This window comes from Serratia sp. PAMC26656 (assembly GCF_016469055.2).
GTDB classification, from domain to species: Bacteria; Pseudomonadota; Gammaproteobacteria; order Enterobacterales; family Enterobacteriaceae; genus Serratia; species Serratia plymuthica.
This window is the reverse complement of sequence record NZ_CP150486.1, coordinates 3,106,612-3,119,792: the sequence shown is the minus strand read 5'-3', so window position 1 is coordinate 3,119,792 and position 13,181 is coordinate 3,106,612. Positions and strand designations below refer to the sequence as shown.

Genomic DNA, 13,181 nt, shown 5'->3' with positions numbered 1-13,181 from the left:
TTAATTGTGAATGTTGTCACGTTTGATGACGAAGATGTTGGGCGGATTTTTCCACTGAGTTAATTTCCTGTGAGCAGAAGATTATGCTTTTTTGAGCCTTGAGCTGGAGTCAGCGATGCGAGTGGTAATTTTAGGTAGTGGGGTGGTGGGCGTTGCCAGTGCCTGGTATTTGGCGAAGGCCGGTCACGAGGTGACGGTAATCGATCGCCAACCTGGCCCGGCAATGGAAACCAGCGCGGCGAATGCCGGCCAAATCTCACCGGGCTATGCAGCTCCGTGGGCTGCGCCGGGTGTGCCGTTGAAAGCCATCAAATGGATGTTCCAACGCCATGCGCCGTTGGCGGTACGCCTGGATGGCAGCCGTTTCCAGTTGAGCTGGATGTGGCAAATGCTGAAAAACTGCGATACCTCACACTACATGACCAATAAAGGGCGCATGGTGCGGCTGGCGGAATACAGCCGTGACTGTATCAAGGCGCTGCGTCAGGAAACCGGCATCCAGTATGAAGGGCGTCAGGGCGGCACGCTGCAGCTGTTTCGCACCCCGCAGCAGTTCGAAAGTGCGGCGAAAGACATTGCTGTGCTGGAGGATGCGGGCGTGCCCTATAAACTGCTGGAAGCCCACCAACTGGCAACGGTTGAACCTGCGCTGGCGCAGGTCGCGCACAAGCTGACCGGCGGTCTGCAATTGCCCAATGATGAAACCGGTGACTGCCAGCTGTTTACTCAGCAACTGGCCAAGCTGGCGCAGCAGGCGGGTGTCACCTTCTTGTATAACCGCAGTGTTGATCGTCTGCTGGTCGAGGGCGATCAGATCAGCGGCGTGCAGTGCGGCGTAGAAGTGTTCAAGGCCGACAGCTACGTCGTGGCTTTCGGCTCTTACTCCACCGCGCTGTTGCGCGATCTGGTTTCGATCCCGGTTTATCCGTTGAAAGGCTATTCACTGACCATTCCTATTACGGATGAAGCTGCGGCGCCGTTCTCGACCGTTTTGGATGAAACCTACAAAATCGCCATTACCCGTTTCGACAAACGCATTCGCGTCGGTGGTATGGCGGAAATTGTCGGTTTTAATACCCAGTTGGAGCAGAAACGCCGAGAAACGCTGGAAATGGTGGTACGCGATCTCTACCCTAACGGCGGGCGGATTGAAGAGGCGACTTTCTGGACCGGTCTGCGTCCGATGACGCCGGACGGCACGCCGATTGTCGGCAAGACCTCGCTGAAAAACCTGTTCCTCAATACCGGGCACGGTACTTTGGGCTGGACCATGGCGTGCGGCTCCGGGCAATTGCTTTCCGATCTGATTTCCGGCACCACGCCTGCTATCCCTTCAGACGATCTGGCGGTGGCAAGATACAGCGCCGACTTTCGCAACGAGCACCTCACACCCTTGAACGATGTGCATCCAGCGCGTTGATCCTCTTAATTTATAATGCTGAAGTCACGGGCGCTGGCCCGTGACTTCAGCCGCCAGTCCGCAGGAGAATCCATGCCTCGCCCGATTACCGCCACGCTGCATCTTTCCGCTTTTGAAAATAACCTGCAGGTGGTTCGCCGTTTTGCACCCAGCGCCAAAATTTGGTCGGTAGTAAAAGCCAATGCTTATGGCCACGGAATCAAACATGTCTGGCGTAGCCTGGAGCAAACCGACGGTTTCGCCTTGCTGGATCTCACCGAGGCCATTTTACTGCGTGAGTCCGGCTGGCAAGGGCCGATTCTGCTGCTGGAAGGTTTTTTCGAGCCGCAAGATTTGGTCCTGCTCGACCGCTATCGTTTAACCACCTCGGTACACAGCGATTGGCAACTGGCAGCGATAGCGGCGGCCAAACTGTCCGCGCCGCTGGATGTTTATTTGAAAGTGAACAGCGGGATGAATCGCCTGGGCTTTGCCCCGGATCGTTTGCACAGCGTTTGGTTGCAAGCGAGAGAGATGGGCAATATCGCCAGCCTGACGTTGATGAGCCACTTTGCTACCGCCGACGGCCCGCAGGGCGTGTCAGAGCAAATGACGACCATTGAGGGCGCGGCGGCGGGCATACCACTGCCGCGCTGCCTGGCGAACTCCGCCGCCACGTTGTGGCATCCGCAAACCCACGGCAACTGGGTGCGGCCAGGTATCGTATTGTATGGCGCATCGCCAAGCGGCCAGTGGCACGATATTGCCGACACCGGTCTGCGGCCAACCATGACGCTGAGCAGCGAAATCATTGGTATTCAGTCGTTGAAAAGCGGCGATAGCGTGGGTTACGGCTGGCGCTATAGCGCCAAGACTGCGCAGCGTATCGGCGTGGTAGCCTGCGGTTATGCGGACGGCTATCCTCGCCATGCGCAGACCGGCACGCCGGTCTGGGTAGATGGCGTGTTGACGCGTACGGTGGGTACGGTCTCCATGGATATGCTGGCGGTTGATCTGACGCCTTGTCCACGCGCTGACATTGGTTCGGAAGTGGAACTGTGGGGGCGGCGCCTGCCGGTTGACGATGTCGCCGCTGCGGCAGGCACGCTGGGTTATGAGTTGCTGACGGCGCTGGCCGCGAGAGTGCCAGTCACCGTCGAGGCGTAAGCCTCAGGCAATTTTCTTCAACTGACTTTTAATTTGCTTGCTGCGCTGCCGTGCGTGCAGTGCCAGCAGGCAGCCCGCCAGCATGACCAACGCCAGTGACAGCTTCGGTGGCAACGGCATTGCCATTGCCAACAGGCCCAGCGCTGCGCCGCCGGCCATCTGCACGAAGCCCACCAACGCCGAAGCGACGCCGGCTTCATTGGAGTACGGCTCCAGCGCATAGCTGGTTGCCGGACCCATCACAAACGCCAGACCTGCACAGGCGCTGGCGACCGGCAGCATATACGCCAGCCAGTGGGTTTGCGCCGCGCCGGAAAGCAGGCTAACGCCCAGTAACAGCCCAATACAGCCGATTCCCATCAATACCCCACCGGTCGCCAGGCAAATCGGCCGGCCGACTTTGTGAATAATGCGGTTGGCGAAAAAGCTCACCAGCATGATCCAAAAGCCGTTGGCACCAAATACCAGCGAGAACTGCAGAGGCGTCAGCCCGGCGGTACCCATCAGTACGTTCGGCGCCAGCGAAACATAGGTTAACGCCATCCCCATTGCCCCGGCGTTCACCACGGCGAAGGACAGGAAGCTGCGATCGCTGAGGATGCGCGCATATTGCCGCACCGGCAATCCTTTGACTCTAACGGTATCCGCCGGCCGGGTTTCCGGTAGCCGCAAGGCGATCAGCACCAGCACCGCGAGGGCATAGCAAACCAGGAACCAGAATGGGGCGCGCCAGCCGAAAGCTTCCGCCAGCAACCCGCCGAGCAGCGGCGCCAGCGCAGGAATAATATTCAGCGTGCCGTTGAGAAAACCGTAGGCACGTGCAGCGTCGTCGCCGTTCAGGCGGTCACGTACGCCGCTGAACGCCACTACCGCCGTACAGCACACCGCTACGCCCTGCAGCAGGCGTGAGGCAACAAACACCGCTGGCGTGGTCGCCAGCGCCGCCATTGCCGCGCCGATCATGTAGATAACGATACCGGCCAGCGCTACCGGCTTGCGGCCATAGTTATCCACCAGCGGGCCGGCGATAACCTGCCCAAGACCCAACACCAGAATGAACAGTGAAATGGTGGACTGAATCAGCGCTTCGCTGCTATTAAGGCCAAGTGCGATAGCGGGAATGGTCGGCAGATAGAGATCGATGCCCAGCGGGCCGAGCAGCACCAGGCTAAGAAGCAGAAACAGAAATTTTTGCATAACAAAAACAGCACGTCCTAGTGACAAAGAGAGGTAGAGTAGAGATTCTGGCGCCAAATGGAAAGAGGTAAAGCACAAGCGTTCGACAGGTGAATTTGCCGGCCCAATTACACGGCGGAGGCTTGGCGATAATAAAGTGCAGAAACCGTATCCGCCACGTAACGCGCCTGGTGTTTGGCGTCGTCCAGCGCCCGATGCGGTGTGCCTTCGAAGGGCCGTTCTTTCTTCGGGTTGAAGCCGTGCAGTTCAGCCAGGGTGATCACCGTTCGTACATCCTGCGTGTCCCAAAACTTCCATGGGCAGGGCATTTCCAACTGCTGGAAAGCATGTTCGAGGATTGCGCAATCAAACTCTTTGCCATTCCCCCAGACCTTCACCCTGTCTGTGCTGTTCATATGAATAAAACGGCTCAGGCTGGTCAGTACGCGCTTCAGGCTTTCGGTTCCGCCAAAGGCCAGTTTGCGCGCTTCGTCAGACTGCTTTGCCCACCAGGCCACGGTATCCAGGCTGATGGTTCTGCCAGGCTGATCTTTTTGGCTGCTGACGGCGTTTTCAAATTCCGCGCCTAGCTGGCCGGTCTTGGGATCAAAAAATACGGCGGCAACCACCAGGATCACTGCGCTGGGTTTTATGTCCAGAGTTTCAATGTCTAGCATCAGATGGTGCATTGGCGGCTCTCCGCTGGCTGAGTCATCGTAATATGTTACTACAAACCGGGCGAGGATGCGCAGTCAGCCACGGCGCTGGCCTGCGGCATTCGCCAGTGTTAACGCCAACACTGCCAGCAACACCAGGGCGGCCACCGGGGTCACAACGCCCCAGGGTGCTCGTTCGATATAAGGCATAGCTTCGGCCAGTACCAGCCCCCATTCTGCGCCCGGCGGCGGAGGCCCCAGACCGAGGAAACCCAGCGCGGCCAGCGCCAGCGCAATACCCGGCAGGCGAAGCATGGCGTGACGAAGCAACGGCACAACTAACGCCGGCAGCAGGTAATGCGTCAGCGTACGCAGGCGGCCTATACCCAATACGGGGAGCATGCGGATATAGGGCTGCATACGCGTCTCCGTCAATAACGAGGCGCAGTGTGCCGCCAACGGCGCCCAACTGACCAACATCACTGCGCATGCTGCGCCGTAGGCTGAAGGACCGGTAATGGCGATGACCAACAGGCCCGCCATGATGGGCGGCGTGGCATTGGCCAGTTCAATCACCCCGCACATCAGGCGCGGCATCAACCCAAATAGCATTCCGAGGATCAGTGAAGCGAAGCTGACGGCCAGCGCCAGCAGGCTGGTGTTCACCGCGCCGTGGGCGACCCGAGCCAGAATGTCCCTGCCGGTGGCGTCGGCGCCAAAGGGTAACGCCAGGCCGGGTGGTTGCAGGCGCATATGCAGGGACGAGAACGGATCGCGGATGACCCCGCTCAGTACCAGCAGACACAGCAACAGCGCGGCGATTGCGGCGACAAGATAACTGCCTTTGGCGCTATGCTGGGGTTGTGGCGCATTAGGCAGGGACGCGGCGATGCGGCCCAGCAGAAGATAATGCGCTCCCTGCGCCAGGAAACCGGCGCTGAAGGCGATCATCAGCAGAATCAGGATACCGCACTGCAGCGCAGGCAGATCCTGTGCGATGGCGGCACCTAAGGTCGCCCGACCAAGACCGGGAATGGCAAACACCTTCTCGACGGCAATGGCACCGCCGGTAAGCCCCACCAGCACCAGACCGATCTGAGGCAGCAGGGCGGGCAATGTGCGGCGCAATACCGCCAAGAGACGTTGCCTCCGGGAGATACCGGCAAGGCTCCAGGTGATCAACCAGCGTTCAGAGAAGGTTGCGGCCAGCCCGTCGCTGAACAACAGTCCCAGCAATCCTCCCGCGGGCAGGCCCAGCGCCAGCGCAGGCAGAACAACGTGTTGGAGGCTTTTCCAGCCGTAGGGCGGGAACCAGCGCAACCAGACGGCGCCGACAATCAGCAACAGCGCCGCCAGCAAAAATTCCGGCAGGGAGGTCAGTGCCACGGCCAGTACGCCGGCAGGGCGCTGACCATCGCCGCGCATGCCACGCCACAGGGTTGGCAATGCCAACAACAGTGCTACCGACAGCGCTACCGTGAGCGCGCAGGCCATCAGGATCAACGACACTCCGGCGGCTTGCAGCATGCCTTCCAGCACGGGCTGACCCGAGATCCAGGAGTGACCGGCATCCCCCCGCAGCAACCCGGAAAACCATCGGCCAAGCAGCACCAGCGGCCCGTCATCCAGACCGAATCGTTGTCGAATGGCGTTCAGGGCTTCCGGCGTCGCCTCTTGCTCGCTTGAGCGAGCCCGCAGCAGGCTGAGCGCGGGGTCACGGCCGGAAATCCAGGGCATCAGACCAATGAGCAAAATCATTGCCAACAGAGCAAACAGGCGTGAGGCGAGTGGCAATAACATTTTTATCGAGCGCTTTATCACGATCAGGGCTGCCCGGCGGAAATAATGCTGCGCGGTGTCACCAGTCGGCGTTCACGCGGGTCGCGTTCTGCGTGCTGCATGGCGACGGTTTCACCCTGGATAACCCTTTCATGCAACAAGGGGATGGCCGCATGCGTGGCGAGGATGCGGCTCTCCGCCTCGATAATCGCCTGACGTCGCTGCGCCGGCCGGTATGGCAGCGGCCTGGGTTAATGCTTCGTCCACTTTGGGGTCACAGAGTTGAGCAATATTGAACGATCCCCGGCAGGCAAAATCGCTGTACATGTAGGCCACCGGATCGCCGGAATCCAACACGGTGGCGCGCGACAAAATGAACGCATCGAATTTGCCCGCCAACGCATCGGCTTCAATATGGGCGTATTCCCGAACCTCCTGCTTCACTGTAAAACCGGCTGCGCTGAGCTGTTGCGCCAGATAAACCGCGACTTCGGGCAGCTCTGCCCGATCGCTGAAGGTCGCCAGGGTAATGGTTTGGCCTTTTACCGCCGCTGGCGGGATAGCCGGTTGCGGTTGCCGTAATGAGGCGGCCCAGGGCAATGCAGGGCCAAGCAACCCGGTGGCAAGATCGGCACGACCTTCGTAGACGTTGTCCACTAACTGTTGGCGTTGAACCGCCGCCGCCGCCGCTGCGCGCACCGTCGGATCGCGGAAAGCGCCGAGGCGAGTATTCAGATACAGCGTATTGGTGCGTGGCATCGGGACTTCGTGGATCAGCTCCGCTTCAATAAGCGGCAACTGCGATACCGGCAAAGCTTCAACCAGATCGGCGCTGCCGGTACGCAGGGCGGCGGCACGCGCATTGCTGTCCGGCACAAAACTGACGTCGATCCCCGGTGCGGCGGCTTTCTCGCCCCAGTAACCGTCAAAGCGATTTAGCCGTGCGCTGCTGGTGCCGTTGATTTCTGTTAATACAAAAGCGCCGGTTCCGGCCTGCAGCGGATTGACCACGCCGTTGGCGGTGTAGGCCCGTTCAGCGAGGATCGCCAGTTGCGGGCTGGACAGCCGTTGCGGAATTAAAGGATCGGGACGGGCTGTAGCGATCAGCACGGCATTATCGCCTTCGGCGGTGACCGACAGCTCAACACCGTCCAGAATGCGTGGTTTTGGCGCGGCATTTATCGCTGCTGAAAGTGAGCGCACTACGCTTTGCGCCGTCATTAGGCTGCCGTCGTGGAAACTGACCCCCTGACGCAGCACAAAGCGCCAGCGGCGTTCATCTATTTGCTGCCATTCAGTCGCCAGTGCCGGCTCGGCATCGCCATTGGCGTTCAACACCACCAGGGTTTCGGCATTGCTCCAGCGCGAGAGTTTAAACGCATCGTCGCTCAACGGCGTTAACCCGGAGCGTGGCGGCTGTAACATGGCCAGCCGGATACGTTTTTCTTCGGTGGCACTTTCTTTTGGTTTTGCAGGTTCAAAGCAGCCAGCAAGCAGCAAGCTGCCGGCTAGCAGGCAACCGGTCGGGCCAATAAAACGCGGATTCAACATGCAAAATTCCTCAGGATCTCAGGGCTAAAAGGGGGGCAATGATGGGATTGCGGCGATCAACGCACGGGTAGCGACATGCCGGGGCGATTGCAGCAGATCGTGAGTTGGGCGATCTTCCACGATGGCACCGCGGTCCATCACCAGCGTGCGGTGGCACAAGGCGGCCACCAACGAAATATCATGGGAGACCAGCAACATTCCCATCCGTTGCTGACGGGCAATACGATCGAGCAGGTTGATGATCTGCCCGCGCAAGGGCAGGTCCAGACCGCTGACCGGTTCATCGGCCAGTAAAAAACGGGGTTGCAGCGCGATGGCGCGTGCCAGCGCCACCCTCTGTGCCTGCCCGCCGGAAAGCTGGCCCGGCCTGACGTACAGCAGGTGTTCATCCAGTTTGACCTGACGCAGAGCACGCTCTGCAGTGATACCCAGATCCTGCGGCAGACCGAGTTGGCGCAGCGGGGCGATAATCAGTTCGGCGACCGTATGACGTGGATTGAGCGAGGCGTGGGCGTCTTGCGGGACATACTGCACCAAACGTCGGTACCAACGCAGCCGACGAACGGGCGCTGGGCGAATCGCGGTACCCTGGCAGAAGATATGGCCGAAATCCGGCGCCTCTAGCGCTAACAACAGTTTAAGCAAGGTGGATTTGCCTGCGCCGGAACAGCCAACCAGCCCGATGCGTTCTTCGGCATGCAAATTCAGATCGGTAGGGCCAAGGCCACCAGATGCCGACGTATATTGCCGACAGACATTCTGCAGGCTGATAAAAGGCAGTGTGGTGCTGACCGGTAGGTGACTCAAGGGTTATCCCGCCATACTCATAGAGGGGGCATGACCGAATGTCGGGCGCAGTGCCGTGGTAACCAGTCGCTGAGTGTAAGGATGCACAGGTTGGCGCAACAGCTGCGCGACAGACCCGTGTTCGGCTATCGTGCCGTTCGCCAGCACGATGGCCCGTTGGCACAGGCTGGCGGCGACGGCAAGGTCGTGGGTGATAAACAGCAACGCCGGCGCTGCGGGACGCTCGGTGTAGCGCTTCAGGATATCGATTAACTGATGCTGGCTGACCATGTCCAGCGCGGTGGTGGGTTCATCCGCTATCAGCAGGCTTTTCTCGCCGCTCAGCGCCAGCGCCGCGCAGACTCGTTGGCATTGGCCGCCGGACAATTGCCCGGGGTAGCGCATCATGATGATCTCCGGCGGCAGGCCCAGCGCAGTCAAGAGTTCTGTAGCGCAGCGTTGAGCGTGTTCTTTGCTCATGCCGCTCCGGCCACGCAGAGCCATGATCAGTTGCTTACCCACGGTGGTCAGGGGGTTGAGGCTGGTAAAAGGATCTTGAAAAATGGCCGCCAGCGAGAGGGACTTGCGCTGTTGCAAACGTTGGCCGTTGATTTCTTGCCCCAGTAGCCGTATCGATCCGCTGAGTTCGGCGCCGTTCGGCAGCGTGCCCAAAATGGCGGCGGCGGTAAGTGACTTGCCTGAGCCGGATGCGCCAAGCAGGCACAGCCGCTCGCCGGCATGTAGGGTGAAGTTCAGATCGCTGATTTTGACTTCCCCGTTAATCGACAGCGTCAATTGTTCTACAGTGAGTAACGGCGGGTTTTGGTTTTCCATTAGCGTGTCTGTACGAGGCGATTATGATATGTAATAACATAACATTCGTTGGCGAGAAATGACCAGCAGATTTCTGAAATACTTTGAAATAGTCTAAAGCAGGAAAATCAAGGTATGATGCTCAAGGTATTGTTGTCAGGTTGGTTCTATCGGTGAGAACGTTTATTTTTATTCTGTGCATGGCCGGCTATGTGCTGGTGCTGGGTTATCTTGGTGTTTACGTCACCGATAAGTTGTGCGAGCAATCCAGTAACTACACCAAGCTGTGCCGTATGGTTGATATCTCCGAGCCGCATATCCCAAAATAAACGACAGCCGTCAACCCAGATAATCGGTAGTGATCATCGGCGTCAGTACCCCGGACAAGCCGGCTAACGTAGCCCATTGCCGCCAGCCCAAACGCGCCAGCCAATCCTGACGCAACTGCGGTGTCGCGAGTTGCCCCAGTGCAACCGTGCCGGTGAGCAAGACCGTCAGAATCACGAAAACCAACCCGCGGCTCCAGGAATTAAATTCGATATGCAACACGTTAGCGTAATACAGCCGCATCAGAATAAAATAGGCCAGCATCAGCCAGGCAAAACGCGTTCGTTTTTTCAGCAATTGGTAGAGCATAAAAGCGATGAACAGGCTGTGAAACCATGAGATCATTGGCGATTCAATAGGATGCCTGACGCAGACGTTATACACTGCCAGGTAGATATTAAAGATCAACAGCGTATAGACGGCATATATATACCAACCATAGATGATTTTGAGTTTTTGGGTGTTTGGCGAGATAGGGCAATAGTCCGGTATCATTGGGGCCTCCTGAGCTGAATAGCGTTATAACACCGAATAGCTAAATGAAAATTAAACGCCAAACGGGCTTTATTTTACCCCAAAATGGGAACTAACTGGCCCTTGCCGGGTCTGTTCAAACAATAACGGCCAGGGCGTTTTCAGCGAAAGAGTAATGGCAGATAGTGAGATGAAGAACTATAAAAACAGTCGTTCGACAGTATGTTTACTGGTTGCCACGTTGGGACTTTATTTTTTCCTGCCACCGACGCTCATCGCCTTGTTCTGCCAATGGTTTAATTTGAATCCCTTCTTTCTTATCAGGTCCTGGCATCTTAATCCCTTCTCTGCTGCCAGGGGTATTCCGCTCTATCAAACCGTTGTGCCCATATTAGTAGTATGGTTTTCAATCAATGCCCTGGTAGCGGCCACTTTTTTTGCGATATTGGGTTTATATCGTTGGCTTGACAGAACAAAGCATTGATGCCCCACCGTTGTGCGCTGACAAAAAGGGGTAGATAAAAAGCACTTTACAATGGATAATGATATTCGTTATCATTTAATGGTCGGTAAGGGGTAGAAGGATTGTCTCCTTATGTGCCACCCAAGCCGGCACGACATTGCTCACATTGCTTCCAATATTTTTTGCCAGCCTTGCGCTGGCATTTTTTTACTTCTTTTATTTCAGATTGCTAACTCAGGTCACACCCTTGGCTTTTCAGCGACGATGAAACACTTTCCCGGCTCATAGAAAGCGACATCATGCTTGAAATTTTTTGTCGATAAAGATAATAATTATCATTAATATTATCTTTTGCTGCATTCAGTGCGCCGATAGATCCGCTGCGGACGTTGTCAGCCAGCGCTGCTGACAGAGAAGCTTATTCGGCGTGATTTTGGGTATTTACCAGGGGTTACAGAGATGTCGATGCATTTTCCGGTCAAACGATCGCGTATGTTCTGCGCGCTAGCCATGTTCCTGCCGCTAACATCGTTAGCTGAGGATACTTTGGTTGTCACTGCCAAATCTGCCGATACGGCGGAGGCGGCGACGCAGGGCTATCAGGCTACGACCAGCCAGGGCGCGACGAAAACCGACAGACCGTTAGTCCTGACGGCCCAGTCGATCTCGGTAGTGACTCGGCAGCAGATGACCGACCAGAATGCCCAGACGGTTAACGATACGCTGAAATATGCTCCGGGCGTCTTCACCAATTTTTCCGGTGGGGCCACTCGCTATGACACCATTGCATTACGCGGCTTTCATGGCGGTGACGTCAATAACACTTTCCTCGATGGCCTGCGTCTGTTGAGTGACGGTGGTACCTATAACGCCTTGCAGGTTGACCCCTGGTTCCTGGAACGTGTCGACGTCATCAAAGGCCCGTCTTCGGTGATGTACGGGCAAAGCATTCCGGGTGGATTGGTCGCGCTGACGTCCAAGCGGCCTCAGTTCGCCACGGAAGGGCACGTTAACCTGATGGCTGGCAACAATAGTACTCAGGGCGGCGCCTTCGATGTGACCGGGCCACTGTCTGAACAGTGGGCTTACAGGCTGACCGGCATGACGCGCAGCAGCGAAACCATGTACGACCATCAGCGTGAAGAGCGCTATGCCGTCGCCCCCTCATTGCTGTGGCAGCCGGATGAAAATACCTCGCTGTTGCTCAAAGCCTACCTGCAGAAGGATCCTTCCGGCGGCTACCACAGCGCCGTGCCGGCCGATGGCAGCCTCTATTCCAGTTCGGGCGATAAACTGGGGCGCGGATTCTTTGACGGTGAGAGCAGCCGGAATGTGTTCAAGCGCTGGGAGCAGATCTACAGCTATGCTTTCTCCCACAGTTTTAACGACGTCTGGTCTTTCCGTCAGAATGCCAGTTACACCCATTCCAATGTTGAGTTGCAACAGGTGTATCAGATTGGCTGGAATGACGCTCACCGTCTGCTGAACCGTTATTATAGCGGTTCTGCCACGTCGCTGGACGCCTTTGCCGTCGATAACCAACTGGAAGCCGATTTTACCACCGGGGCGCTGGATCATAAGGTCATGCTGGGGCTGGATTACCAACGCTTTCGCAATAATTTGTGGGAAGAGTCTGCCGCGGCATCGCAACTGAATCCTTATACCGGTGTGTCCGGCGGGGCGGCGTTAACCGGCCTGACGCATACCGACTCCAGGCGCCACTACGAGCAGAGCGGCGTTTATCTACAGGATGAAATCAGCTTACAGAACTGGTATCTGAACCTGTCCGGCCGCTTCGATCGCATCGAGTCTAAAAATACGACGCTCAACACCGGCACCAGCGATGCGCGCAGCGATGATAACTTCAGCGGCCGTGCTTCCCTGTTGTATCACTTTGATAACGGTCTTTCACCTTACGCCAGCTACAGTACGGCGGTAACGCCTGAGGCGCTGCCCGATCAAAACGGACACATGCTGAAACCGAGCACCAGTGAGCAGTATGAGGTGGGGTTGAAATATCAGCCGCCAGGCAGTTCATCGATTTACAGCGTGGCATTGTACGATTTGACGCAAAAAGACGTCGCCAACCGGGTGGTACAGCAAAGTTATTATCTGCCGGCCGGCAAAGTGCATTCGCAGGGGATTGAACTGGAAGCGCGCAGCAAGATCACCGAACGTTTCGATCTGATTGCCGGCTACAGCTACAACAAAGTGAAGTTTAAAGACGCGATCGATGGCAACAACGGCAATACACCGTATCTGGCCCCCGACCAAATGTCTTCTCTATGGGGCAAATACGCGGCCGGATTCGGCGTGGATCTTGGCGCTGGGGTGCGTTATATCGGCAAGCAGTGGGCAGACAATGAAAATACGCTGCGCATTCCTTCGGTGACGCTGGTGGATGCTTCGGTGAGGATGAATCTGGGCAGCGTGAACCCATCAATGAAAGGCGCCTACGTTCAGTTGAACGTCAATAATCTGACCGACAGGAAATACGTCGCGGCCTGTTATGGCACCGGTTATTGCTATTGGGGGGCGGAACGTTCTGTGGTGGCTACCCTGGGGTACGATTTCTGAGGAAAGGGGCAGT

General features: G+C 57.2%; 10 protein-coding genes and 1 pseudogene. 4 read left to right on the top strand and 7 right to left on the bottom strand.

The features are described from left to right. Positions 1-115: 115 nt before the first annotated feature. Together JEM67_RS15675 and dadX are read left to right on the top strand one after the other, a co-directional pair. Positions 116-1,420, top strand: coding sequence for a D-amino acid dehydrogenase (locus tag JEM67_RS15675; RefSeq protein WP_199636076.1), 1,305 nt, complete (start codon positions 116-118; stop codon positions 1,418-1,420). A 72-nt stretch (positions 1,421-1,492) separates the two neighbouring features. Then, entirely contained in the window at positions 1,493-2,566 is a 1,074-nt protein-coding gene (dadX, locus tag JEM67_RS15670) for a catabolic alanine racemase DadX (RefSeq protein ID WP_199636075.1), read from the top strand. A 3-nt stretch (positions 2,567-2,569) separates the two neighbouring features. Here the strand turns inward: dadX and JEM67_RS15665 are convergent, their stop codons facing one another. The 6 genes and pseudogenes from JEM67_RS15665 to JEM67_RS15640 all read right to left on the bottom strand — a co-directional run bounded on the left by JEM67_RS15665 (position 2,570) and on the right by JEM67_RS15640 (position 9,348). Continuing rightward, the gene (locus JEM67_RS15665; protein WP_199636074.1) at positions 2,570-3,763 is read right to left on the bottom strand and encodes a multidrug effflux MFS transporter; all 1,194 of its coding nucleotides are present in this window, start codon (positions 3,761-3,763) and stop codon (positions 2,570-2,572) included. 107 nt (positions 3,764-3,870) lie between these two features. Beyond that, positions 3,871-4,431, bottom strand: a complete 561-nt coding sequence (locus tag JEM67_RS15660) for a 3'-5' exonuclease (protein ID WP_199636073.1) — start codon at positions 4,429-4,431, stop codon at positions 3,871-3,873. Positions 4,432-4,494: 63 nt separating this feature from the next. Next, complete coding sequence (locus JEM67_RS15655; protein WP_199636072.1) at positions 4,495-6,198, bottom strand: ABC transporter permease subunit; 1,704 nt, start codon at positions 6,196-6,198, stop codon at positions 4,495-4,497. A gap of 23 nt (positions 6,199-6,221) precedes the next feature. After that, positions 6,222-7,728 (bottom strand): annotated as a pseudogene (locus tag JEM67_RS15650) (ABC transporter substrate-binding protein). 24 nt (positions 7,729-7,752) lie between these two features. Next, positions 7,753-8,535: an ABC transporter ATP-binding protein gene (locus JEM67_RS15645; protein WP_199636071.1), complete on the bottom strand. Its 783-nt coding sequence runs from the start codon at positions 8,533-8,535 to the stop codon at positions 7,753-7,755. Between the two features lie 3 nt (positions 8,536-8,538). Next, on the bottom strand, positions 8,539-9,348 hold the full coding sequence (locus JEM67_RS15640; RefSeq protein WP_199636070.1) for an ABC transporter ATP-binding protein: 810 nt from the start codon (positions 9,346-9,348) through the stop codon (positions 8,539-8,541). 152 nt (positions 9,349-9,500) lie between these two features. Here JEM67_RS15640 and JEM67_RS15635 point away from each other — a divergent pair, with 152 nt between their 5' ends. Continuing rightward, positions 9,501-9,656 carry a hypothetical protein gene (locus JEM67_RS15635; protein ID WP_013813239.1) on the top strand — a complete coding sequence of 52 codons (156 nt, stop codon included), beginning with the start codon at positions 9,501-9,503 and terminating at the stop codon, positions 9,654-9,656. 10 nt (positions 9,657-9,666) lie between these two features. On the opposite strand, the gene JEM67_RS15630 is transcribed toward JEM67_RS15635, so the two are convergent. Then, positions 9,667-10,149 carry a hypothetical protein gene (locus JEM67_RS15630; RefSeq protein WP_199636069.1) on the bottom strand — a complete coding sequence of 161 codons (483 nt, stop codon included), beginning with the start codon at positions 10,147-10,149 and terminating at the stop codon, positions 9,667-9,669. Positions 10,150-11,050: 901 nt separating this feature from the next. Here JEM67_RS15630 and JEM67_RS15625 point away from each other — a divergent pair. Continuing rightward, positions 11,051-13,168 (top strand): TonB-dependent siderophore receptor, encoded by a 2,118-nt coding sequence (locus JEM67_RS15625; RefSeq protein ID WP_199636068.1) that lies wholly within the window; start codon positions 11,051-11,053, stop codon positions 13,166-13,168. The last annotated feature ends 13 nt before the right edge of the window (positions 13,169-13,181 follow it).

What these genes read in the sequence shown, in the direction of transcription:
- JEM67_RS15675 (WP_199636076.1), top strand. Translation starts at nt 116, where the DNA reads ATGCGAGTGGTAATTTTAGGTAGTGGGGTGGTGGGCGTTGCCAGTGCC.
- JEM67_RS15640 (WP_199636070.1), bottom strand. Translation starts at nt 9,348, where the DNA reads ATGGAAAACCAAAACCCGCCGTTACTCACTGTAGAACAATTGACGCTG.
- JEM67_RS15665 (WP_199636074.1), bottom strand. Translation starts at nt 3,763, where the DNA reads ATGCAAAAATTTCTGTTTCTGCTTCTTAGCCTGGTGCTGCTCGGCCCG.
- dadX (WP_199636075.1), top strand. Translation starts at nt 1,493, where the DNA reads ATGCCTCGCCCGATTACCGCCACGCTGCATCTTTCCGCTTTTGAAAAT.
- JEM67_RS15655 (WP_199636072.1), bottom strand. Translation starts at nt 6,198, where the DNA reads ATGTTATTGCCACTCGCCTCACGCCTGTTTGCTCTGTTGGCAATGATT.
- JEM67_RS15630 (WP_199636069.1), bottom strand. Translation starts at nt 10,149, where the DNA reads ATGATACCGGACTATTGCCCTATCTCGCCAAACACCCAAAAACTCAAA.
- JEM67_RS15660 (WP_199636073.1), bottom strand. Translation starts at nt 4,431, where the DNA reads ATGCACCATCTGATGCTAGACATTGAAACTCTGGACATAAAACCCAGC.
- JEM67_RS15625 (WP_199636068.1), top strand. Translation starts at nt 11,051, where the DNA reads ATGTCGATGCATTTTCCGGTCAAACGATCGCGTATGTTCTGCGCGCTA.